The sequence below is a fragment of the Streptomyces misionensis genome, assembly GCF_900104815.1.
In the GTDB taxonomy this organism is placed as follows: Bacteria; Actinomycetota; Actinomycetes; order Streptomycetales; family Streptomycetaceae; genus Streptomyces; species Streptomyces misionensis.
In genome coordinates this window covers 3,776,387-3,798,536 of the sequence record NZ_FNTD01000004.1, presented here as the reverse complement: position 1 = coordinate 3,798,536, position 22,150 = coordinate 3,776,387, and the positions used below count along the sequence as shown (strand labels likewise).

20 protein-coding genes are annotated in these 22,150 nt (G+C 70.5%); 10 read left to right on the top strand and 10 right to left on the bottom strand.

Annotated features, from left to right (window positions below):
* Positions 1–161: 161 nt before the first annotated feature.
* The 4 genes from BLW85_RS18825 (at position 162) to BLW85_RS18810 (ending at position 4,709) form a co-directional block, all read left to right on the top strand.
* Complete coding sequence (locus tag BLW85_RS18825) at positions 162–1,433, top strand: aspartate kinase (RefSeq protein ID WP_070024143.1); 1,272 nt, start codon at positions 162–164, stop codon at positions 1,431–1,433.
* The gene (locus BLW85_RS18820; RefSeq protein ID WP_070024142.1) at positions 1,430–2,485 is read left to right on the top strand and encodes an aspartate-semialdehyde dehydrogenase; all 1,056 of its coding nucleotides are present in this window, start codon (positions 1,430–1,432) and stop codon (positions 2,483–2,485) included. Before BLW85_RS18825 ends, BLW85_RS18820 begins: the two co-directional genes overlap by 4 nt.
* Positions 2,486–2,812: 327 nt before the next feature.
* The gene (locus tag BLW85_RS18815; protein ID WP_074992657.1) at positions 2,813–3,499 is read left to right on the top strand and encodes a SigE family RNA polymerase sigma factor; all 687 of its coding nucleotides are present in this window, start codon (positions 2,813–2,815) and stop codon (positions 3,497–3,499) included.
* 58 nt (positions 3,500–3,557) lie between these two features.
* Positions 3,558–4,709, top strand: a complete 1,152-nt coding sequence (locus BLW85_RS18810; protein ID WP_208624861.1) for a hypothetical protein — start codon at positions 3,558–3,560, stop codon at positions 4,707–4,709.
* Positions 4,710–4,747: 38 nt separating this feature from the next.
* Here the strand turns inward: BLW85_RS18810 and BLW85_RS18805 are convergent, their stop codons facing one another.
* Together BLW85_RS18805 and BLW85_RS18800 are read right to left on the bottom strand one after the other, a co-directional pair.
* The gene (locus tag BLW85_RS18805) at positions 4,748–5,545 is read right to left on the bottom strand and encodes an SURF1 family protein (protein ID WP_177329882.1); all 798 of its coding nucleotides are present in this window, start codon (positions 5,543–5,545) and stop codon (positions 4,748–4,750) included.
* A 44-nt stretch (positions 5,546–5,589) separates the two neighbouring features.
* A complete protein-coding gene (locus BLW85_RS18800; protein WP_239697565.1) occupies positions 5,590–6,429 on the bottom strand; it encodes a class I SAM-dependent methyltransferase in 840 nt (279 codons plus the stop codon).
* A gap of 83 nt (positions 6,430–6,512) precedes the next feature.
* Here BLW85_RS18800 and BLW85_RS18795 point away from each other — a divergent pair, with 83 nt between their 5' ends.
* Positions 6,513–8,318, top strand: coding sequence for a S9 family peptidase (locus BLW85_RS18795; protein WP_074992656.1), 1,806 nt, complete (start codon positions 6,513–6,515; stop codon positions 8,316–8,318).
* Positions 8,319–8,394: 76 nt separating this feature from the next.
* On the opposite strand, the gene BLW85_RS18790 is transcribed toward BLW85_RS18795, so the two are convergent.
* Positions 8,395–9,477: a C40 family peptidase gene (locus tag BLW85_RS18790; RefSeq protein ID WP_074992655.1), complete on the bottom strand. Its 1,083-nt coding sequence runs from the start codon at positions 9,475–9,477 to the stop codon at positions 8,395–8,397.
* A 205-nt stretch (positions 9,478–9,682) separates the two neighbouring features.
* Entirely contained in the window at positions 9,683–10,528 is an 846-nt protein-coding gene (locus tag BLW85_RS18785) for a class I SAM-dependent methyltransferase (protein WP_177329883.1), read from the bottom strand.
* A 169-nt stretch (positions 10,529–10,697) separates the two neighbouring features.
* Between BLW85_RS18785 and mshA the strand changes: the two genes are divergently transcribed.
* Positions 10,698–12,035, top strand: coding sequence for a D-inositol-3-phosphate glycosyltransferase (gene mshA / locus BLW85_RS18780; protein ID WP_070024505.1), 1,338 nt, complete (start codon positions 10,698–10,700; stop codon positions 12,033–12,035).
* A complete protein-coding gene (locus BLW85_RS18775; RefSeq protein ID WP_074992654.1) occupies positions 12,028–12,528 on the top strand; it encodes a type III secretion system chaperone family protein in 501 nt (166 codons plus the stop codon). The genes mshA and BLW85_RS18775 overlap by 8 nt, the downstream gene beginning before the upstream one ends.
* Before the next feature lie 10 nt (positions 12,529–12,538).
* Here the strand turns inward: BLW85_RS18775 and BLW85_RS18770 are convergent, their stop codons facing one another.
* Positions 12,539–13,369, bottom strand: coding sequence for an AraC family transcriptional regulator (locus tag BLW85_RS18770; RefSeq protein WP_070024131.1), 831 nt, complete (start codon positions 13,367–13,369; stop codon positions 12,539–12,541).
* Between BLW85_RS18770 and BLW85_RS18765 the strand changes: the two genes are divergently transcribed.
* On the top strand, positions 13,368–13,853 hold the full coding sequence (locus BLW85_RS18765) for a DUF2000 domain-containing protein (RefSeq protein ID WP_177329885.1): 486 nt from the start codon (positions 13,368–13,370) through the stop codon (positions 13,851–13,853). The two genes, BLW85_RS18770 and BLW85_RS18765, sit on opposite strands and share 2 nt — an antisense overlap.
* Before the next feature lie 82 nt (positions 13,854–13,935).
* On the opposite strand, the gene BLW85_RS18760 is transcribed toward BLW85_RS18765, so the two are convergent.
* The gene (locus tag BLW85_RS18760; RefSeq protein WP_070024130.1) at positions 13,936–14,409 is read right to left on the bottom strand and encodes a carboxymuconolactone decarboxylase family protein; all 474 of its coding nucleotides are present in this window, start codon (positions 14,407–14,409) and stop codon (positions 13,936–13,938) included.
* Positions 14,410–14,549: 140 nt separating this feature from the next.
* Entirely contained in the window at positions 14,550–15,839 is a 1,290-nt protein-coding gene (locus BLW85_RS18755) for an MDR family MFS transporter (RefSeq protein ID WP_070024128.1), read from the bottom strand.
* Between the two features lie 153 nt (positions 15,840–15,992).
* On the opposite strand from BLW85_RS18755, the gene BLW85_RS18750 reads away from it, so the two are divergent.
* Complete coding sequence (locus BLW85_RS18750; protein ID WP_070024126.1) at positions 15,993–16,754, top strand: phosphoglyceromutase; 762 nt, start codon at positions 15,993–15,995, stop codon at positions 16,752–16,754.
* A 200-nt stretch (positions 16,755–16,954) separates the two neighbouring features.
* Here the strand turns inward: BLW85_RS18750 and BLW85_RS18745 are convergent, their stop codons facing one another.
* Both BLW85_RS18745 and BLW85_RS18740 read right to left on the bottom strand, forming a co-directional pair.
* A complete protein-coding gene (locus BLW85_RS18745; protein WP_074992653.1) occupies positions 16,955–17,392 on the bottom strand; it encodes an ATP-binding protein in 438 nt (145 codons plus the stop codon).
* 275 nt (positions 17,393–17,667) lie between these two features.
* Complete coding sequence (locus tag BLW85_RS18740; protein WP_074992652.1) at positions 17,668–18,408, bottom strand: GntR family transcriptional regulator; 741 nt, start codon at positions 18,406–18,408, stop codon at positions 17,668–17,670.
* A gap of 81 nt (positions 18,409–18,489) precedes the next feature.
* Here BLW85_RS18740 and BLW85_RS18735 point away from each other — a divergent pair, with 81 nt between their 5' ends.
* On the top strand, positions 18,490–19,584 hold the full coding sequence (locus tag BLW85_RS18735; protein WP_074996123.1) for a DUF1152 domain-containing protein: 1,095 nt from the start codon (positions 18,490–18,492) through the stop codon (positions 19,582–19,584).
* Between the two features lie 161 nt (positions 19,585–19,745).
* Here BLW85_RS18735 and BLW85_RS18730 read toward each other — a convergent pair whose 3' ends face one another.
* Positions 19,746–21,992 (bottom strand): tetratricopeptide repeat protein, encoded by a 2,247-nt coding sequence (locus BLW85_RS18730; RefSeq protein ID WP_143060454.1) that lies wholly within the window; start codon positions 21,990–21,992, stop codon positions 19,746–19,748.
* Positions 21,993–22,150 lie beyond the last annotated feature (158 nt).

The window sequence follows — 22,150 nt, the reverse complement described above, 5'->3', positions numbered from 1 at the left end:
GGGCACGTTTCGCGTGGCCCGGCGCGGGGCGGGCAGGAGGCCCTGCGGAAGCGGGCGCCCGGGGTCCCATCGGCGGATGTCTCACCATGCGGGAGCAGGGTGGTGGATTTCGGACGCTCGTTAAACTGAGCCGACACAAACGAACCGAGCGAGGAGCGCACGTGGGCCTTGTCGTGCAGAAGTACGGAGGCTCCTCCGTAGCCGATGCCGAAGGCATCAAGCGCGTCGCCAAGCGGATCGTGGAAGCGAAGAAGAACGGCAACCAGGTTGTCGTCGTCGTTTCCGCGATGGGCGACACGACGGACGAGCTGATCGATCTCGCCGCGCAGGTTTCTCCGATGCCTGCCGGGCGTGAATTCGACATGCTGCTGACCGCCGGAGAGCGTATCTCCATGGCGCTGCTGGCCATGGCGATCAAAAACCTGGGTCACGAGGCCCAGTCCTTCACCGGCAGCCAGGCCGGCGTCATCACCGACTCGGTCCACAACAAGGCCCGGATCATCGACGTCACGCCCGGCCGCATCCGGACCGCGCTGGACGAGGGCAACATCGCGATCGTCGCCGGTTTCCAGGGCGTCAGCGCCGACAAGAAGGACATCACCACCCTCGGCCGCGGTGGTTCGGACACCACGGCAGTGGCCCTCGCCGCCGCCCTCGACGCCGAGGTCTGTGAGATCTACACCGACGTCGACGGCGTGTTCACCGCCGACCCGCGCGTGGTGAAGAAGGCCAGGAAGATCGACTGGATCTCCTTCGAGGACATGCTGGAGCTCGCGGCCTCCGGCTCCAAGGTGCTCCTCCACCGCTGTGTGGAGTACGCCCGCCGCTACAACATCCCGATCCACGTACGCTCCAGCTTCAGCGGGTTGCAGGGCACGTGGGTCAGCAGTGAGCCGATTGGGGACAAGAAGGTGGAGCAGGCCATCATCTCCGGTGTCGCGCACGACACCTCCGAGGCCAAGATCACGGTCGTCGGCGTGCCGGACAAGCCGGGTGAGGCCGCCTCGATCTTCCGGGCCATCGCCGACGCCCAGATCAACATCGACATGGTCGTGCAGAACGTGTCCGCCGCCGCCACCGGCCTGACGGACATCTCCTTCACGCTGCCGAAGAGCGAGGGCCGCAAGGCCATCGACGCCCTGGAGAAGAGCCGCGGCGGCATCGGCTTCGACTCGCTGCGCTACGACGACCAGATCGGCAAGATCTCGCTGGTCGGCGCGGGCATGAAGACCAACCCGGGCGTCACCGCCGCCTTCTTCGAGGCGCTGTCCGACGCGGGCGTGAACATCGAGCTGATCTCCACCTCCGAGATCCGCATCTCCGTGGTCACCCGCAAGGACGACGTGCCGGAGGCCGTGCGCGCCGTGCACACCGCCTTCGGGCTGGACTCCGACACCGACGAGGCCGTCGTCTACGGAGGCACCGGCCGATGACCGCCAAGCCGACGCTCGCGGTCGTGGGAGCGACCGGAGCCGTCGGCCGGGTCATGCTCCAGATCCTGTCCCAGCGCGCGGACGTCTGGGGCGAGATCCGTCTGTTCGCCTCCCCCCGCTCGGCCGGCCGCAAGCTGACCGTGCGCGGGGAGGAGGTCGAGGTGGCGGCCCTGACCGAGGACTCCTTCGCCGGGGTGGACATCGCCCTGTTCGACGTGCCGGAGCCGGTCGCGGCCGAATGGGCGCCCCTCGCCGTCGCGCGCGGCGCGGTGGTCGTCGACAACTCCGGGGCCTTCCGCGCCGACCCGGACGTGCCCCTGGTGGTGCCCGAGGTCAACGCCCACCGGGTGCGCAACCGCCCGCACGGCATCGTCGCCAACCCCGGCGCCACCACCCTCACCATGATCGTCGCGCTGGCCGCGCTGCACGCCGAGTACGGGCTGCGCGAGCTGGTGGTGTCGTCGTACCAGGCGGTGAGCGGGGCCGGGCGGGCCGGTGTGGAGACGCTGCGGGCCCAGTTGTCCCTGGTCGCCGGCACCGAGCTGGGCACCGCGCCCGGTGACGTACGGCGGGCCGTGGGCGAGCAGACCGGCCCGTTCCCCGAGCCGGTCGCGCTGAACGTGGTGCCGTGGGCCGGTACGGCGGCCGAGGACGGCTGGTCCTCGGAGGAACTGCGGGTGCGCGACGAGACCCGCCGGATCCTCTCCCTGCCCGGGCTGCCGGTCTCGGTGACCTGCGTCCGGGTGCCGGTGGTCACCACCCACTCGCTCACCGTCCACGCCCGCTTCCAGGGCGAGACCGGTGTCGCTGGGGCCCGCGAGATCCTCGCCACCGCGCCCGGCGTGGTGCTGTGCGACGACCCGGCGGCCGGCGAGTTCCCCACCCCCGCCGACGTGGTGGGCACCGATCCCGCCTGGGTGGGCCGGCTGCGGCGGGCGCTGGACGACCCGACCGCGCTCGAACTCTTCGTCTGCGGCGACAATTTGCGCAAAGGTGCCGCACTGAACCTCGTACAGATCGCGGAGCTCGTCGCCCGGGAGTCCGCCGGGTGACCCGTGGTGCCGCTTTGTAGGATCTGTGTGAGAAACGTGGCCGGCTCCATGGTCGAAACCGCTTGAGCCGTCCCTCTCGGCGACAGAAGATGTGCCTCCCCGCCCTCCGCAACCGCGCGCAGGGCGGGGAGCGTCTTTGCGGTCACTCTTCGGGGCGAGGGGTGGGGGGCGTGGGGACGCCGCGAACGGACCGGGTGCGGGGATGCCCGTCCATATCGGACATAGGGGAAGAGCGGGACGCATGACGGCACTTGAGGCACCGCCGGCTGTCGCACATGTGACGCCCGGCACGTACAACCCTGACGGGGGCAGACGTGTCCAACTGGCGTGGCAGAGGTACTCGAACTCACCGCGGCCCGCGGCACGGCGGCCCTTCGGCCGCCGCGTGCGGCACTGCGGCCCCGTACGCCCGGCGGCATGCCGGTGATCGCGCCCATGCCCGCCGCGGGGCCGGCCCGCATACCCGGTCAGCGAGACGGCGCTGAGGACACCACCGCGGGCACGGCCGCCGAGGCCGTCGCCGGCACCACCGTCGACCATCTCACCGAGACCTACCGGGCGCACTACCGCTCGCTGCTCGGTCTCGCCGCGCTCCTCCTCGACGACACCGCCTCCTGCGAGGACGTCGTCCAGGAGGCGTTCATCCGCGTCCACTCGGCGCGCAAACGCGTCCGCGACCCGCAGAAGACCCTCGCCTACCTCCGGCAGACGGTGGTCAACCTCTCCCGCTCCACGCTGCGCCGGCGCATCCTCGGCCTGAAGCTCCTCTCCAAGCCGATGCCGGACATGGCGAGCGCGGAGGAGGGCGCGTACGACCAGCTGGAGCGCCGCGACCTCATCAAGGCGATGAAGGGGCTGCAGCGCCGCCAGCGGGAGGTGCTGGTCCTGCGCTACTTCGCGGACATGACCGAGGCCCAGGTCGCCGAGACGCTCGGCATCTCCCTGGGCTCGGTGAAGGCGTACGGTTCGCGCGGGATCGCCGCGCTGCGGGTGGCCATGGAGCAACCCGTATGAACGACGGACTGCACCGCGACGCCACCACCACACGTCATCGCACGCTGGGAACGAAACTGTGAACCACGGCCCCGACGACAGGAACACCGAGGGGCTCGCTCCGGCCGCGGACGACGTCCAGGGGCCGCGGGACTCCTTCGGTGAGGGCGAGGGCTCCGGCGGACCGGACGGCGGCCCGCAGGCCGGGGAACCGGCTCCGGCGCTCGGCGGGCCCGGGTCGGACGAGGCGGCGCTGCGGATGCTGCTGCACTCCGCGGTCGACGGCATCGAGCCGAGCACCGGCTCCCTTGAGCACCTGCGCCGGGCGGTGCCCGCGCGGCGGGCCCGCAAGCGGCAGGCCGCCGTCGGCATGGCCGCGGCCGCCCTGTTCTTCGGTACGGCCATCCCGGCCCTCGTCCACGTCTCCGGCTCCGGCGGCAGCGACCCCGACACCGCGATGGCCGGCCAGTCCTCGCAGGCCAAGTCCGGCACCGGGCACGGCCGGGACAAGGGCGGCGAGACGAGCGGCGGCAAGGGCGCCGACGGCCGGCCGGCCCAGCCCGGCAAGGAGCCGGGCAAGCCCGGGGAGAAGGGCAAGGCCGGCGGCGCGGGCGCGGGTTCGGCCGCGGGCGCCGATCCGTCGGCCACCCTGGCCGCGGGCGTCCCGGTGTGCACGGCGGCCCAGCTGGGCTCCGCCACGGGCAGCACGGACGCGCCGGACTCCGCGGGGGTCGTCTACGGCACGTTCCACGTCACCAACGTCTCCGCGAGCGCCTGTACGGTCGACGGCGCGGGCACGGTGGGCGCGAGCGCGCAGGGGGCCGCGGAACCGGCGAAGATCATCGTCGTGCGGCATGCGGCGGGGGACGCGGCGACCGGGCTGCCCGACCCCTCGCAGGAGGTGAGCGGGCTGGTCCTCCAGCCGGGTTCGGCCTACGAGGAGAGGTTCGCCTTCGTGCCTTCCGAGACCTGTCCCACGAGCGGCGGCTCGACCGGCGGCCCGGCCGGCGGAGGCGCGAGCCCCGACCCGACGCCGACCGCGACGGACGGCTCCACCGACACCGGCGGCCCCTCCGGCGCCACCACCCAGCTCGGCTCCGGGGACACTCCGCCCAACGGCAACGTCCTGCTCACCCACACCCCCCAGGCGGGTTCCCCGACGGCGTCCACCGTGGTGACGGGGGAGTGCGCGGGGACCGTGTACTACACGGGGCTGCTGGCCGGGTCGTAGCGTCCGGGCCCGCCCGGCCGCGAGCGGCGAAGGCGGGCTCAGCCGCCGGAGGACACCGTGACCGGCGCCGCATCCTCCTCGGGCACCAGGCCCAGCTCGGCGTCCCGCGCGGCCTCGACCTCGCGCCGCAGCAGCCGGAACCACATGAACACCGTGAACCCGGCGAAGACGAACCACTCGCCGGTGTACCCCAGGTTCTGGAACGCCTTCAGGTCCAGCCCGGTGCCGTCGGGGGCCGTCGCCGGCACCGCCTTCATCCCCGCGTCGGCCTTGTCCAGCGTCACCCACGCGTCGTAGAGGTGGTACGGCACGAGGTTGACCAGCGAGGCCGAGCTGATCGCCGCCGTCTGCCCCGCCGGCAGCCCGCCCTGCCCGCTCACCCCGTTGTCCCCGGGCGTCTCGGACGCCTGGAGCGCGCCGGTGACCGTGACCTCGCCCCGCGGCGGCGCGGGCGCCTTCGCCGCGTCGGCCTTGCCCGGCAGCCATCCGCGCACCACCGGCAGCGCCTTGCCGGTGCCGGTGCGCAGCAGCGTCAGGACGTAGAACCCGTCCTTGTCGTCGAGCTGCCGGCCGGGCACGAGCAGTTGCGTCCCGTACCGTCCGTGCGCGGTCACCCGCCGCCCGGACGTCGCCTTGTCCACCGGCAGCATCGAGTCCAGCGGACGTGCCGCCTCGGAGCTGTCGGAGGCGGCCTGCCGGTTCGCGGCGTGCTCCTCCTGCACCCGCCCCTCGAACCGGCTCAGCTGCCAGGACCCCATGAAGATGCAGAAGGGGATGGCGAGCAGCACGAAGACGTTGATGCCCCACCAGCGCGGAGTCAGCAGAAACCGGTACACGCCCTCCACGGTACGGCGCCCGCCCCGCCGTCCGGACCGCAGGGTCAGTCCTTGACGGCCTTCAGCGAGTAGATCAGGGGGAGCCGCGGGTGGTCCGCGGGGAAGCGGTGGTAGCCGTCGCGCACCTCGAAGTTCTCGAAGCGCGGGAAGAGCGAGACGTCGTGCTCGTGCAGGAACTCCAGGCGCAGTCCGGTCGCGGCGAGCGCCGAGACGACGTCCCCGAGCGTGTGCTGCCACTCCACGCTGCGGTTGTGCACGGTGACGGCGTCCCGGTCGGCGTAGGTGCCGGGTTCGTCGTACACCTGTGCGTCCCGGGAGAAGTAGTCGCGCACGACCCGGCTGCCGGTCGCGTCGTCCAGGGCCTCGGTGATCGGGTGGAACTCGGCGAGGTAGAGGAAGCCGCCCGGCGCCACCAGGGACGCGGCGGTCTCGGCCCACCGCCGGATGTCCGGCAGCCAGCACAGCGCGCCGAGCCCGGTGTACACGATGTCGTACGACGCCTCGGGCACGGCCCGGACCGCGTCGTACACGTCACCGGTGACGAAGGCCGCGCGCTCGGGCCCGTAGCCCAGGTCGGCCGCGAGCGAGCGGGCCGCCTCGACGGCGGGCGCGGAGAAGTCCAGGCCGACGACGCGGGCGGCGCCGCGGTGCGCCCAGGAGAGGGTGTCGAGGCCGAGGTGGCACTGGAGGTGCAGCAGGCTCCTGCCGGTGACGTCGCCGACCTCGGCGGTCTCGAAGTCCCGCAGCACGTCCGGGCGGGCGCGGAAGCCGTCCAGGTCGTAGTAGTCGCTGTCCACGTGGACGGGCACCCGCTCGTCCCACATGGCCCGGTTGTCCTCCCGCCAGCCCTCGGGCGCGGATGTGGACGGCGTCTGTGTGGTCATGCGCGGAAAGTTATCCACAGGCTGTGCCCACCCGCCACACAATTGTCCGCGCGGCCAGGCAGTATGGGCGCATGACTGGGGCGATGAGTGAGAGCAGGACGCCGGACACCTCGGGTATGCCGGACTGGGAGAAGCGCTTCCGCGCGCCGCGCGTGTCGCTGCCCGACTGGGCGGAGGACGCACCGCACCGCGCGCTGTTCGTGTCGAACGCGACGGGCACGTACGAGCTGTACGCGTGGGACCGCGCGACGGGCGAGCAGCGCCAGGCCACGGCCCGGCCGAACGGCACGACGAGCGGCGTGCTCTCCCCGGACGGCGCCTGGATCTGGTGGTTCGACGACAAGGACGGCGACGAGTTCGGCGTCTGGCGCCGCCAGCCCTTCACCGGCGGCGCGGACGAACCGGCCGTCCCGGGCCTCGCCCCCTCCTACCCGGCCGGCCTCGCCCTGGCCCGCGACGGCCGCACCGCGGTCGTGGGCCGCTCCACGGACGAGGACGGCACGACGATCCACCTGGCCCGCGCGGGCGAGGAGCCGGTGGAGATCTACCGGCACCGCGAGTCCGCGGGCGTGGGCGACATCTCCCACGACGGCTCGCTGCTCGTCATCGAGCACACCGAGCACGGCGACGCGATGCACGCGGCGCTGCGCGTGCTGCGCCCGGACGGCACCCCGGTCGCCGAGCTGGACGACACCAAGGGCGGCACCGAGGAGCTGGGCCTGGAGGTGCTGGGCTTCGCGCCGGTGGAGGGCGACAACCGGCTGCTCGTCGGGCACCAGCGCCGCGGCCGCTGGGAGCCGCTGGTGTGGGACGTGGTGTCCGGGGAGGAGACGGACCTCGCGCTGGAGCTGCCCGGTGACGTGGCCGCGGAGTGGTACCCGGACGGCTCGGGCCTGCTGATCGTGCACAGCTTCGAGGCCCGCAGCGAGCTGTTCCGCTACGACCTGGCGAGCCGTGAGCTGACCCGTGTGCCGACCCCGCCCGGCTCGGTCTCCGGGGCGACGGCCCGCCCGGACGGCAGCGTGGAGTACCTGTGGTCGTCGGCCGCCGAGCCGCCGGCGGTGCGGTCCACCTCCGGCGGGGTGGTCCTGGACCCGCCGGGGATGGCGTGCCCGCCGTCGGTTCCGGTGGAGGACGTGTGGGTCGAGGGCCCCGGCGGCCGCGTCCACGCCCTGATCCAGAAGCCGGCGGGCGCCACCGGCCCCCTGCCCACCGTCTTCGACCTGCACGGCGGCCCGACGTGGCACGACAGCGACTCCTTCGCCGCGGGCCCGGCCGCCTGGGTCGACCACGGGTACGCGGTGATCCGCGTCAACTACCGCGGCTCGACCGGATACGGCCGCGCGTGGACGGACGCGCTCAAGCACCGGGTCGGTCTGATCGAGCTGGAGGATGTGGCGGCCGTCCGCGACTGGGCGGTCTCCTCCGGCCTGGCCGACCCCGCCCGCCTGGTCCTCACCGGCGCCTCCTGGGGCGGCTACCTCACCCTCCTCGGCCTCGGCACGCAGCCGGAGGCGTGGGCGGTCGGCATCGCGGTCGTCCCGGTCGCGGACTACGTCACGGCCTACCACGACGAGATGGAGGCCCTGAAGGCCATGGACCGCACCCTGCTGGGCGGCACCCCGGAGGAGGTCCCGGAGCGCTTCGAGGCGTCCTCCCCGCTCACCTACGTCGACCGGGTCAAGGCCCCCGTCTACATCTCCGCGGGCGTCAACGACCCCCGCTGCCCCATCCGGCAGATCGACAACTACGTCAAGCGCCTCGAATCCCGCGGCGCCGCCCACGAGGTCTACCGCTACGACGCCGGCCACGGCTCCCTGGTCGCCGACGAGCGCATCAAGCAGGTCTCCCTGGAACTGGACTTCGCCAGGAGGCACCTCCCGGCGTAGCCGTCCCGCCCGGCCGGAGCACCACCGAACGGGCCCGCCCGCCGCGCCGGCGGCGGGCCCTGGGCCGCCCGCCGTGTCACGCGTCCGGTCGGACGACGCCCAGGATCGGCATCGAGCCCGCCCCCGCGACCGTCACCGTGCGGCCCGGGCGGGGGGCCTGGACGATCGTGCCGTCGCCTATGTAGAGGGCGACATGGCTGGCGTCGTCGAAGTAGATGACGAGGTCGCCGGGGCGCATGTCCTTCACCGCGATGTGCTTGAGCTGCTTCCACTGCTCCTGCGAGGTGCGCGGGATGGGCCGGCCGGCCGCGGCCCACGCCTGGGAGGTCAGGCCCGAGCAGTCGAAGGAGTCCGGGCCCGCGGCGCCCCACACGTACGGCTTGCCGATCTGGGCGGTGGCGAACGCCACGGCCTTCTCGCCCTCGGCGGACGCCTTGCCGTGGATCTTCTTGAGGATGCCGGTGTCCAGCCAGGCGGTCTGCGCCTTGAGCGCGGCCTGCTGCTCCAGCTGGGCGAGCCGCTCCTTCTGCTTCTTCTCCAGCGACGACTCCAGCTTCTTCGCGGCGTCGATCTGCTGCTGGATCTTCTTCTTGGCGTCGGCCTTGGCCCTGCGGTCCGCGTCCAGCTTCTTCCACTGGGCGGCGGCGTCGTTCGCGTAGTCCTGCAACTGCCGCTGGGTGTCGGACAGTTCGCCGATCAGATGGTTGGCCGCCTGCTGCCCCTGGAGGACCAGGCCGGCGTCGTCCAGGACCTGTCCCGGGTCGTCGCTGAGCAGAAACTGGGCCGTGGGCGGCAGCCCGCCGCCGCGGTACTGCTCCCGGGCCGCCGCGCCCGCCTGGTCCTTGAGCTTCGCCAGCTTCTGCTGCCCGGCCACGATCTTCTCGGCCAGCGCGACGATCTCGGCGGACTGCTTCTTCGCCTTCTCCTCGGCCGCGTTGTACGCGTCGGTGGCGACGGCCGCGTCGTGGTAGAGCGTGTCGAGCTTCTGCCGGACCTGTTCGAGGTCCTTGTCCGGCACGGGAGTCGGGCTCGGAGCGGGCGCGCCGGCCCCCGGTGGCGGTGCCGGGGCGGCGAACGCCGCACCGGGCGCCGCGAGCACGGTCACCGCGCAGACCACGGTCAGGGCGGCCGCGAGCAGACCACGCTTGCCCGTACCCATACCTACCCCCCAGCTGATTTACCGTCAGTAACATACGGATGCCTGAGGGATCGTGCCACGGCCGCGCGCAAAGCGACAGAGGCCGTGGGGAAAGTCGGACTTTCCCCCCTGCCTCGAACGCCCCGGCCGCCACGACGACCACCCCGCCCGTGTGACGAACGGCGCCCGGGGATCGTTCCGTTGACGGCCACCCGAAAGGGTGGTTTCAGTTCCGGGGCGCCAACGCCTCCCACGCCACGGTCACTTCGCCCTGCCGCCAGCGGCCCGGCGCGTCGGTCACCGGCCAGTCGCCGGTGAGGGAACGCACCGCCCGCATCCAGCGCTGGCGCGCGCCGTACGAGGCGTACGGCGCGGCCCCCGCCCAGGCGCGGTCGAAGTCGCGCAGGAACGCGTGCACCGGCTCACCGGGCACATTGCGGTGGATCAACGCCTTCGGCAGCCGTTCGGCGAGGTCGGAGGGGCGCTCCAGCGAGCCGAGACGGGTGGCGAAGGTGACCGTCCGGGGCCCCTCGGGGCCGAGCGCCACCCACACGTGCCGCCGCCCGATCTCGTCGCACGTCCCCTCGACCAGCAGCCCGCCGCGCGAGCCGCCGCCCGCGGGGGCCAGCCGCGCGCACAGCCGCTCCCAGACGGCGGCGACCTCGGCCTCGTCGTACTGCCGCAGCACGTTCGCGGCCCGGATCAGCGTCGGGCGCCCGGGCACCGGCACCTCGAAGCCGCCGTGCCGGAAGACCAGCCCGTCCCGCTCGTAGGGCCGGGCCGCAGCCACCCGCTCCGGTTCGATCTCGACGCCGACGACCCGGGTGCGCGGGGCGACGGTGCGCAGCCGGCCGAGCAGCTCGACGGCGGTCCACGGGGCGGCGCCGTAGCCGAGGTCGACCACGACCGGTTCGCCGGCCCGGCGCAGCTCGGCGCCGTGCGTCGCGGCGATCCAGCGGTCCATGCGGCGCAGCCGGTTCGGGTTGGTGGTCCCGCGCGTCACGGTGCCCACGACGGGCGCCCCGCCGCCCGGGCGCAGCCGGGAGCGGGGGAGGGTGGTGCGGGAGGCCATGCGTACGAGGGTAAGGGGCGCGGCCGGCCGGACGGAGTTGAGCCCAAAAAGGTAATGATTCGGTAAAGCCGCTTGTTCCGGAAATGGCCGGCACCCCCGCCGCTGTTGCACCACCGTGGAGGGCGCGGGCGAGTCCTCCCGACGGCATGCCCACAAGGAGGACCGCCACGTGAGCCAGTACACCGGCAGGCTCGTGCGCCGCTCCCCGTCCGCCGCTCCCCGGCTCCGGCTGCACCGCAGACCCCGCCGGGTGGCCATGCTCTCCGTCCACACCTCACCCCTGCACCAGCCCGGCACCGGCGACGCCGGCGGCATGAACGTCTACATCGTGGAGCTGGCCCAGCGGCTGGCCGCGCTCGGCATCGAGGTCGAGGTCTTCACCCGGGCCACGGCCGGCGACCTGCCCCCCACCGTCCAGCTCGCCCCCGGCGTGCTGGTCCGGCACGTCGACGCGGGGCCGTACGAGGGGCTGGCCAAGGAGGAGCTGCCCGCCCAGCTGTGCGCCTTCACCCACGGGGTGATGCAGGCGTGGGCCGGCCACCGCCCCGGCTACTACGACCTGGTCCACTCCCACTACTGGCTCTCCGGCCACGTCGGCTGGCTCGCCGCCCAGCGCTGGGGCGTGCCCCTGGTGCACGCCATGCACACCATGGCCAAGGTCAAGAACGCCAACCTGGCCGCCGGCGACCGTCCCGAGCCCGCCGCCCGGGTCATCGGCGAGATGCAGGTCGTCGCCGCCGCGGACCGGCTGATCGCCAACACCGCCGAGGAGGCCGGCGAACTCGCCCGGCACTACGAGGCCGACCCCGCCAAGGTCGCCGTCGTCCACCCCGGCGTGAACCTGGAGCGCTTCCGCCCCGCCGACGGCCGGGCCGCCGCCCGCGCCCGCCTCGGCCTGCCTGCGGACGCCCTGATCCCGGTCTTCGCGGGCCGCATACAGCCCCTGAAGGCCCCGGACGTGCTGCTGCGCGCGGTGGCCGTCCTCCTCGACGAGCGCCCCGAGCTGCGCTCCCGCATCCTCGTCCCGGTGGTCGGCGGCCCCAGCGGCAGCGGCCTCGCCAAGCCCGAGGGGCTCCAGAAGCTCGCCGCCCGGCTCGGCATCGCGGACGTCGTGCGGTTCCGCCCGCCGGTCGGCCAGGAACAGCTCGCGGACTGGTTCCGGGCCGCCTCCGTGCTGGTCATGCCGTCGTACAGCGAGTCCTTCGGGCTGGTCGCCATCGAGGCGCAGGCGGCCGGCACCCCGGTGCTCGCCGCCTCGGTCGGCGGACTGCCGGTGGCCGTGCGCGACGGCGAGACCGGCTTCCTGGTCGACGGGCACGAACCGGCCGACTACGCCCGCGTGCTCGGCCGGTTCGCCGACGAGCCCGCCCTCACCGCGCACATGGGCGAGGCCGCCGCCCGGCACGCCCGGCGCTTCGGCTGGGACGCGGCGGCCGCGGCGACCGCCGACGTCTACACGGCCGCGACCCAGTCGCACCGCCGTCGCGTACGCTCCCACCATGGGTGATGTCGAGAAGGCCGGACAGGTCCTGGAGGCCGTCTTCCAGGACGCCGAACTGGAGTGGGAGCGTCCCGAGCCCGGGAACTACGTGGTCAAGCTGCCCGGCACGCGCAAGCTGTCCACCACGGTCTCCTTCCTCGCCGGCCGGCACTCCCTCTCCCTCAACGCCTTCGTCGTCCGCCACCCCGACGAGAACGAGGCGGGCGTCCACCGCTGGCTGCTGGAGCGCAACCTCAAGCTGTACGGCGTGAGTTACGCCGTCGACCGGCTCGGCGACGTCTACGTCACCGCGCGCCTCCCGCTCGCCGCCGTCACCCCCGAGGAGATCGACCGCCTCCTCGGCCAGGTCCTGGAGGCGGCCGACGGCGCTTTCAACACCCTTCTGGAGCTGGGTTTCGCCACCTCCATCCGCAAGGAGTACGCCTGGCGCGTCTCCCGCGGCGAACCCACCCGCAACCTGGACGCCTTCAAGCACCTGCTCGACCGCCCGGCCGAGTGACCCCCGGCGGCTACGCCCCGCGGCGCGCCCCGCGCCGGTAGCGGCCCGGCGGCACCCCGACCAACTTCCGGAAGTGCCGGGAGAGATGGGCCTGGTCGTAGAAGCCGGTCAGGGCCGCGACCTCGCCCGGCGGCAGCCCGTCCAGCAGCAGCCGGCGGGCCCGGCCGACCCGGCGGGACATCAGGTACTGGTGCGGGGCGATGCCGTACGCGCCGCTGAACGCCCGGACGAGGTGGGCGGGATGGGCGTGCAGCAGCGCCGCCGCCTCGGCCAGGGCGACGCCGTCGACGAGCCGTGCGTCCAGCAACTCCCGCAAGCGGCGCGCGAGCCGGGGGTCGCGCCCGGGCCGCGGCGGATCCGTGCGGCGGCGCAGGTGGTCCCGCAGCCGCTCGCCGACCAGGGTCAGCCTGCTCTCCGCCTCCAGCTCGTCGCCGGGGCGGGCCAGGGCCGAGTGCAGCTGTCCGACGCGCCGGCGCAGCACGGGATCGCGCAGGTCGGGCCCGTCGACGGCGGCCCCGATCAGCTCCTCGCCCAGTCGGCTGCTGTCGAGGTACACCACCCGCTTGCGGAAGCCGCCCGGGGTCGCCGGGGAGCCGTTGTGCGGCACGTGCGGCGGCAGCAGGCTGACCGTGTCCAGCGGGGTGCCGTGCTCATGGCGGTCCAGGTCGTAGCGGACCGCCCCGTCGTCCACGATCAGCAGCGTCCAGGCGTCGTGGACGTGCATGGGGTAGGCGTACTCGGTGAAATGGGCGTGGAACACCTCGGTGACGCCCGGCACGCGGGGGCGCCACGCGTTCACTTCCTCCCCCGGGGCCTCGCTCGCGGCCCTGCTCACGGCCATGCAAACAACGTACAAGACGGCGTCGGGCGGCGGTCGGCAGTCTCGACCCATGAGTTCCCTGAGCGCCGAACCCGTCCGTTTCGACACCAAGATCGCCGTCCTGCTCCGCGCGGACCTGGCCCCCTGGCAGCGCCTGAACGTCACCGCGTTCCTGGTCAGCGGCCTGGGCGCGACCCTGCCCGAGGTGGTGGGGGAGCCGTACGAGGACGCGGACGGGGTGACGTACCTGCCCATGTTCCGGCAGCCGGTGCTGGTCTTCGAGGGCGAGAAGGAGACCCTGCGCGCGGCGCACGAGCGGGCCCTCGGCCGGGCCCTGCCCTGCGCGGTGTTCACGGCGGACCTGTTCGCCACCGGCAACGACCGCGACAACCGCGCGGCCGTACGCGCCGTGCCGACGGCCGATCTGGACCTGGTCGGGCTGGCGGTGTACGGCCCGCGCAACGGGGTGGACAAGGTGCTGAAGGGGGCGCGCATGCACCCGTGACACGCGCCCCGGCGGGATGGCCGCGTACCGGCGGGACGGACCGGCCGGACCCCCGTACCGGCCGCCGCCCCTTGCCGGCCGGTCAGCCGAACATGCCCGGCCGGTAGTCGCCCGCCGGCTGCCGGACGATGACGTTCAGCCGGTTGTAGAGGTTGATCATCGCGATCAGGCCGACGAGGGCGGCGAGCTGCTCCTCGTCGTAGTGCTTCGAGGCCTCCGTCCAGGCCTCGTCGGTCACCCCGCCGGCCGCGTCCGCGATCCGCGTGCCCTGCTCCACCAGCTCCAGCGCGGCACGCTCGGCCTCGGTGAACACCGTGGCCTCGCGCCAGGCCGCGACCAGGTGGAGCCGCTGGGTGCTCTCGCCCGCGGCCTCGGCGTCCTTGGTGTGCATGTCGGTGCAGAACCCGCAGCCGTTGATCTGGCTGGCGCGGAGCTTCACCAGCTCCTGGGTGGCGTGCGGCACGGTGGAGTCCGTGAGCACCTTGCCCGCCGAGTTGACGTACTTGAAGAACTTGGCGCCGACGGGGCTGGTCATCAGGTTCAGACGAGCATCCATGGTGGGTGCGCTCCTGTGGTGTGGTCGCTGCTGGCTACACCTCATTGACGGGAGCGGGCCGGGGAATGTGACAGCGCCGTGTGTGACCCGCGCCACTTTTCACCCGGTTGGGCGCGGGTCCGGTTGCCGGGCCCGGGGCGTCAGGCGCTGGGCTCGGGGGCGGGTGCCGCCGCGCCTTCGGCGAGGGCGCCGCCGCGGGCACCGGCCTCGTCCGTACGGTCGTCCTTGCGCAGCCCCCGCATCAGCAGTCCGTAGCCGAGCCCGGCGGCCGTGCCCACGACGGCGCACGTCCCCCACAGCCACTCGGCCCCGAACCGGTCGATGACCTGCCCGGACATCAGCGGTGCGACCAGCGCGGCGACGGACCAGGACAGGCTGTACATGCCCTGGTAGCGCCCGCGTCCGTGCACGGGGGAGAGCCGGACGACGAGCCCGGTCTGGGTCGGCGCGTTGACGATCTCGGCGAGGGTCCACACGCACACCGTGGCCATGAAGGCGCCGACCGAACCGGCGAAGGCGGTGAGCCCGAAGCCGTACCCCGCCAGCAGCGAGGAGAGGACCAGCAGGCTGCGCGGATCGCGGTGCTCGATGAACCGGGTGACCGGGATCTGGAGGGCGACGATCAGGACGCCGTTGACGGCGATGGCGAGGCCGTAGTCCGCGGGCGAGAACCCGGCCCGGCCCATGGCCACCGGCAGTGCCACCGAGCCCTGCTGGAAGATCAGGGCGACCAGGAAGGACAGCCCGACCACGGCCATGTACCGGCCGTCGCGCAGCACGGTGGCCAGGCTGACCCCGGCCTCGGCGCCGCCCCCGGACCGCTTGGCCGGAGCGTCCGGCCGGGACTCGGGGACCTTGAGGAAGACGACGAGGGCGCAGGCGGCCGTCATCCCGGCCTCGATCAGGAACCCGGCGAGATAGCTGAACTCGGCGATGAAGCCGGCGGCCGCGGAGGAGACGGCGAAACCGAGGTTGATGGCCCAGTAGTTGAGCGAGAAGGCCCGCACCCGGTCCTCGGGCCGCACGATGTCGGCCATCATCGCCTGCACCGCGGGCCGGGAGGCGTTGGAGGCCATGCCGACGAGGAAGGCGACTCCGGCGATGGCGACCGGACCGGTCATGAACCCGAGCAGCGCGACGAAGACGGCGGTGGCCGACTGGGCGACGAGCAGGGTGGGCCGCCGGCCGAGCCGGTCGGCCATGACCCCGCCGCCGAGCGCGGAGACGACCCCGCCCAGCCCGTGCAGCGAGGCGACGAGACCGGCGTACGAGGCGGAGTACCCGCGGTCGAGGGTGAGGTAGAGGGCCATGAAGGTGGCCACGAAGGCGCCGAGCCGGTTGACGAGGGTGCTGGTCCACAGCCACCAGAACTCACGGGGAAGCCCGGAGACGGCTTCCCGGGCAGCACGTCCGAGACGGGCGGCGGGCATGAGGGGACCCCCTGAAGTTGTAAGCGGCCGACAGCGCAAGCACAACTTACATAGGGGGTCTGACAGTGACCACTCGATTAACAGATGCCGTCAACGATCCACCCACTGGTCGGCCGCGTCGCCGCCCACGGGGCGTGGATTACGCTCTGAGGCATGGCCGACGCACCGTACAAGCTGATCCTCCTCCGCCACGGCGAGAGCGAGTGGAACGCGAAGAACCTGTTCACCGGCTGGGTGGACGTCAACCTGAACGAGAAGGGCGAGAAGGAGGCAGTCCGCGGCGGCGAGCTCCTGAAGGACGCCGACCTGCTGCCCGACGTGGTCCACACGTCCCTCCAGAAGCGTGCGATCCGCACCGCCCAGCTGGCCCTGGAGGCCGCCGACCGCCACTGGATCCCGGTCCACCGCAGCTGGCGCCTGAACGAGCGCCACTACGGCGCCCTCCAGGGCAAGGACAAGGCGGCGACGCTGGCGGAGTTCGGCGAGGAGCAGTTCATGCTCTGGCGCCGCTCCTACGACACCCCGCCGCCCCCGCTCGCCGAGGACTCGGAGTTCTCCCAGTTCGACGACGCCCGCTACGCGACCCTCCCGCCGGAGCTGCGCCCGCGGACCGAGTGCCTGAAGGACGTCGTCGTCCGCATGCTCCCCTACTGGTACGACGCGATCGTCCCCGACCTCCTGTCCGGCCGCACGGTCCTCGTCGCCGCCCACGGCAACTCCCTGCGCGCCCTGGTCAAGCACCTGGACGGCATCTCCGACGCCGACATCGCGGGCCTGAACATCCCCACGGGCATCCCCCTCTTCTACGAACTCGACTCCGCCTTCAAGCCCGTCACCCCGGGTGGCAAGTACCTCGACCCGGAGGCCGCCGCAGCCGCCATCGAGGCGGTCAAGAACCAGGGCAAGAAGAAGTAACGCGGCACTATCAGGCCCCCTGCCTGCGGGTTCGCCGCGGGGAGGGGGCTTTTCGCTGCGTCTGGGCCGTCTCCGGGCCGTCGGGTGTTGGAGGGTCAGGCCCGGGTCCGATTGGCCGAGGGCTGGCTTGCCCAGGATTTCCGGAAGAAGTGAGCGGAGCCCGCCGCTGGACCCCTGATATCTGCGCGGGGGCGCCTGGCTCACAAGGGCCAGGCATCGGCCATCACGAAGGCGACCACCGTTCCCCCGAAGCGGCTGGGCCCGGAGTGCCAGGACTCGGCGATGGAGTCGACCAGGAGCAGTCCGCGCCCGTGCGCGTCCTCGGCATCCGGCCGGCGCAGGCGAACACTCGCCGGGAAGCCGGGATTGTGTACCTCCACACGCAGCGAGGTGGCGTCCCGGAACCACTCCACCCGCACACGCCACTCCCCCTCCGACCGACCATAGAGGATCGCGTTGGTCACCAACTCCGAGATCATCAGCGTGCAGTCGTCGACCGAACAGGCCGGGTTGTACGGAGCGATGAACTTCCGGAACCAGCGCCGGGCCCGGGGTACGGACTCCGGAGTCGGATCCAGGATCATCGCTCCCAACCGCGGCGATTCCTCGCAGGGATAGCGGTCGATCACGTAGGTCATCCGCGCTCACTCCTTACCGCTGCCGTCGCAGTCGAGGCAGCGCCGCTTCGACGTGGCACGGGTGCGGTCATTGGCGGCGGCAAGGGCCACCGACGTGCGCGAACCAACACGCTTCCAGCCGCGCCCCCGACATCCCCGGCAAGCCAAGTGCGCGCCATGAACCGGCCGCCGACCTTGTCACGCCCGTGCCCTCTTCTAAGTGGCCTTAGCCACTTACTGGATAGTGGCATTAGCCACTCGCGGTACGCAAGGCGTTCGCACGAACTACACCTCCATCAGGCGAGGGGGTACCCCTGCTCGAACGCCCAGCGGTGCGGCGGGTAGGTCGCCTCGGAGAACTCCAGGGGCCGGTCCTGGAGGTCGTAGACCACATGGTGGACGACCAACACAGCCGAGTCTGCGCCCAGTTGAAGAGCAGCCGCTTCTTCGTCGGTGGCGGTCCGGGCGCACATGCGGTCTTCGGCGTAACTGCCCTTCCGGCCCGTCATGTTCTCGACGTACATCAGCGTCCCTTCCTGGATCCGCTCGGGCTCCAGGAGTTTGGGCGCACGCTGGCCGACGTCCGGCGCGAACCATGACGTGGACAGGGTGATCGGTCCGTCCTGGTTGTTCGTCACCCGCCGGCGGTGCACCGCCCGACGATCCTTCGACAGCCCCAGGGCCTCCGCGACGTGCTCGGGCGCGTCCATCCAGCCGGTGGACGTGATCACCGCATACTCGCCGGGCGTGTAGATCTTCCCGGTCTGCCGAGCGCGGCCGTACAACTCCCGTGCGCGCCGGTTCACTTCGAGGCTGCGCACGTAGGTTCCCGACCCCTGGCGCTTCTCGACGAGGCCCTGATGACTCAGCGCCTCCAGTGACCGGGCCGCGGTAGGCCGGGAGACCTTCCAGTCCGCCGCCAACTGCCGTTCCGACGGGACCTCGTCCCCTGCGCGCAGGTCACCCCGAAGGATCTGATCGCGGATGTAGTGCGCGATCTGGAGATACTTCGGCTGAGCCTCCTCGATCTGCGGCATGTCCCCTCCTCGTAAAAGTGGCTATGGCCTCTAGCCACTATAGGGTGAATGGCCAATACGAGAGCCCGTAATGTGGAGCACATGACGCGGTTGATCGTCGCGGCCGGGGGAGGGGGCGACGCTGTCGCCGCCGCCATGCTTCACGCGGCCCTGTATGGCGACGAGGACCAGGCGGTGATCCTCACCTACGCCTGGGACCGCCTCCTGGTCGACCCGATCCCGGGCCCCCGCGGAGCCGACAACTTCAGCGGGCTCGAACCTCTCACCCGCTCGGTCTGGACTGTGCCGGCCACTGCCGAGCCGATCGCACCGGCAGGTTCCACACTCCCCCGCCTTGCGGCAGCACTCCCGCACACCTTCACCTTGCTCGACCCCCACTATGGCGCCGAGGGCATCGCACGGCAGATGGAAGAACTGGTGGCCCACCTGGCTCCCACGTCGATCGATCTGCTGGACGTCGGCGGAGACATCCTCGCCCAGGGCGACGAACCCACCCTGAAGAGCCCGCTCGCCGACGCGCTCACACTCGCCGCCTGCTGCCAGGTTAACGCCCCGATCCGACTGCTGGTCGCAGGACCAGGGCTGGACGGCGAGATCTCGCCCGCCGTCCTAAGCCCCCTGCTCGGACCCCTTGTCCACACCTTCACGTCGAAGGACGTGGAGACGATCAGCGGTGTCCTTAAGTGGCACCCCTCAGAGGCAACCGCGATGCTCGCCGCAACAGCTCGCGGAGTCCGCGGCATCTGCGAAGTACGCGACGCTGGCCTCCCCGTACCCCTCACCGACGAGGGAGCCACCGTCCACGAAGTCGACCTGGACGACGCGGTCAGCCGCAACAACCTGGCCCGCGCCATCATGACGACCGCCGCCCTGGACGAAGCCGAGGCATATAGCCGGGAGATCTGCGGCTTCTCGGAAATCGACTACGAACGCAACAAGGCAACCTGGCTCACTGGGCCGGCACCGGCGAAGCTCGAACCCGACGACGTACTGTCCCGACTCGACCGGTTCCAGCGCGAGGCGCGAGCCCGCGGAGTCACCCACACGACCTTCCGCCGCATCACCGAGGCCCTGAACCTCAGCGGTTCCCAGCGCGAAGAACTACGCCAACTCCTCATCAGCAGCCGCCCAGAGCAGCACGCAGCACCCTTGTGGCGCATCTCAGCCGACGACTGAGTCACAACCTTCTCCACGGGTTCAAGGCGGCTCGCTCCGCTCACCGCGCGCGGCCCGGCCCCCGGCCGGGCCTGCGCTCCTGCCTTCGTCCCGCTCCAGCCCGGCCGGCGCCCGTGCCGCGCTCCGAGCAACAGCAGGCTTCGCAACTGCGGCGACCGAACCTACTTAATCGCCCCTCGAAGGTACTCCGCTATCAACCGCTTTCGGTCAGGTTCATCAAATGGCTCAAGAAGCCGCTCAGCCTCCTTTAGCGCAGAGCGGCCACGTTCGCTCTCACCGTGCGTCATCAAGGCAAGGCCGATAGCAGTCATGACGGTCCCCTGCCCGTGATCGTCTCCCGCGTCACGAAACAGCCGTAGAGCGGATTCATAAGCGTCAAGCGCTTTTCGGAGGTCTGAAGTCAGACTAATCGCGTTTCCCAGATTGAGAAAACACATTGCTTCGCCCTGGCGATCTCTCACGTCTCGATAGGCCGCAATCGCCGCACCCAGATATTGCGCTCCGTCTTTCAGAAGGGGAGTGGAGGTCTCCCGTGTTGCTCTCTGAATAAGAGTCGTTCCGAGTTGCGCCAGCGTCGAGGCTTCTGCCTTTCTGGCCCCATTCTTTGCGTGGACCACGAGGGCTTGCTTTAGCACCTTCTCAGCCTCTTGGAACCTGCCCGCTTCGCGAAGAGAGATGCCCAGATTAGTGAGACCGAAGCCATCGCCTCGCCCATGCTCTCCCCTAATTTTCATAGCCCTGCGCAAAGGTTCCATGCTGGCCTCAACGCCGACCAGATCTCTCAGAGCACCACTTAGATTGATAAGCGCTCGCGCCTCGGTATCAAAATCATTAAGGGAGCGTGCAAGGGCTACGGATTTATTGAACCAGCGCACTGCATCTCGGTACTTCCTCATAGAGGTATACGTGATACCGAGATTGTTATAAGCGCCAGCTAGGCGTGACTGATCTCCACTTCTCCTCACAGCCTCTATCCCGATAAAAAGGACGGACAAGGAGGAAGAAAAGTCCGCCGCATTAATCAGATAGGGCACGACCGATGCAGCCAAGTCCGCACTCGTGTCAGACTTTCCCAACTTTGCGGAGATCTCTGCACTAGCGACCAGGTTCGACGCCTCGATAGCGAGCCACTCCATGGCGGCGGCACGGTCGATGAAACCCACAGCCGGCTGCTTCTCTGGGTGGCCATTGATCCATTCAGCCGCATGTTCAGCCCTAGCTGAGAGGTAAGAAACGAGTCTTGCTTGAGCAGCGTCACGCGAGTCCTTGCTGTCGCTGCTCTGCGCCTGTTCAGCTGCATAGAGGCGGACCAAGTCATGCATCCTCCACCTGCCCGGGTTATTGCCCGCCTCCACTAGGTGGCAGTTAAGGAGGTGCCGCAGGGCCCGCCTCGCCTTCACCTGCTGGGTGTCGAGCAGAACAGCTGCTGCCTCTACCGACAAGTCGGTACCTGGACTAAGGGAGAGGGCCCTGAACGTTGCGGCATGGAATTCATTTAGTCGAACATAGGATCGTTCGAAAGCCGCGCGAACGGCAACATCTTCATGCTCCAGCCCCTCCAGTCGTTGCTCTTCTTGCGCGAGTTCATCCGCAAGTTCCGTTGGAGACAACTCTGGGTCGGAAGCCAGGATGGCACCGACGATGCTTACCGCCAGCGGAAGATGACCACAGAGTCTCGCCAACTCGTAACAGTCTCCGGATGGCAGTTCCCTTTTCGCCTTAACCTTGACCAGGTTCACCGCATCTTCAGGTGCGAGTACATCGAGTCGGACGTTAACTGCTCCAGGAAGCAGTGGTGCGATTGCGTTGCGAGATGTAACGATGACTCTATGCACATGAGAATTCGGGATGAGCGAAAGAACTTGCCCCGGGTCGCGAGCGTTGTCCAAAAAAAGCAAAACGGGCAGTTTGGCGTCCGCCCGCTTTTGCAATTCAGTATGAAACTGTGGACCAACATTCTCCGGCATGGGGTCGATTGCATCTACCCCTAGTGCTTTAAGTGCTGGAGAATAAACCTGGTGCGGGTAAACGGAGAGATCGGTTATGGCATCATATCCGCGAAGGTCAACAAATACGGCGCCTCCGGGGAACAGCTTCCGGTCCATTGCTAGGTTAGCAGCCCGGGTGGCGAGCTCTGTCTTGCCAATGCCTCCGAGTCCTGATAGCACCAAGACAGAGCTAGCCTCACTATCCTCTGCCGGTTGAAGATGGGCGAGGATACGTTCAACCTCACCATCACGCCCTACGAAATCGCCTCGGATAATTCCCGTTTGACTTAGCGGGATGACCGTAGGTGGTGCGGCAGTTTCGCCACTTTCGTTGACGTAGAGGTCGCGCCCAGCCTGATATACCCGAGCCTGATCAGATGCTTGCGCGCGAAGCGTCATGTGCTTTTCGGAATCGCTCACGACTCTTGGATGTGCTGGTCGCGCCCGGCCTGGTATACCCGTCCATTTCCTGTCGCGTAAGCATGCATCTGAACAGAATTGCCGCCCGCCGTACCTTGCGGGGAGAGTTCGTCCAGCAGTGCCCTCAGTTCCTCTGCAACGTGGGGCTCAGTAAGGAG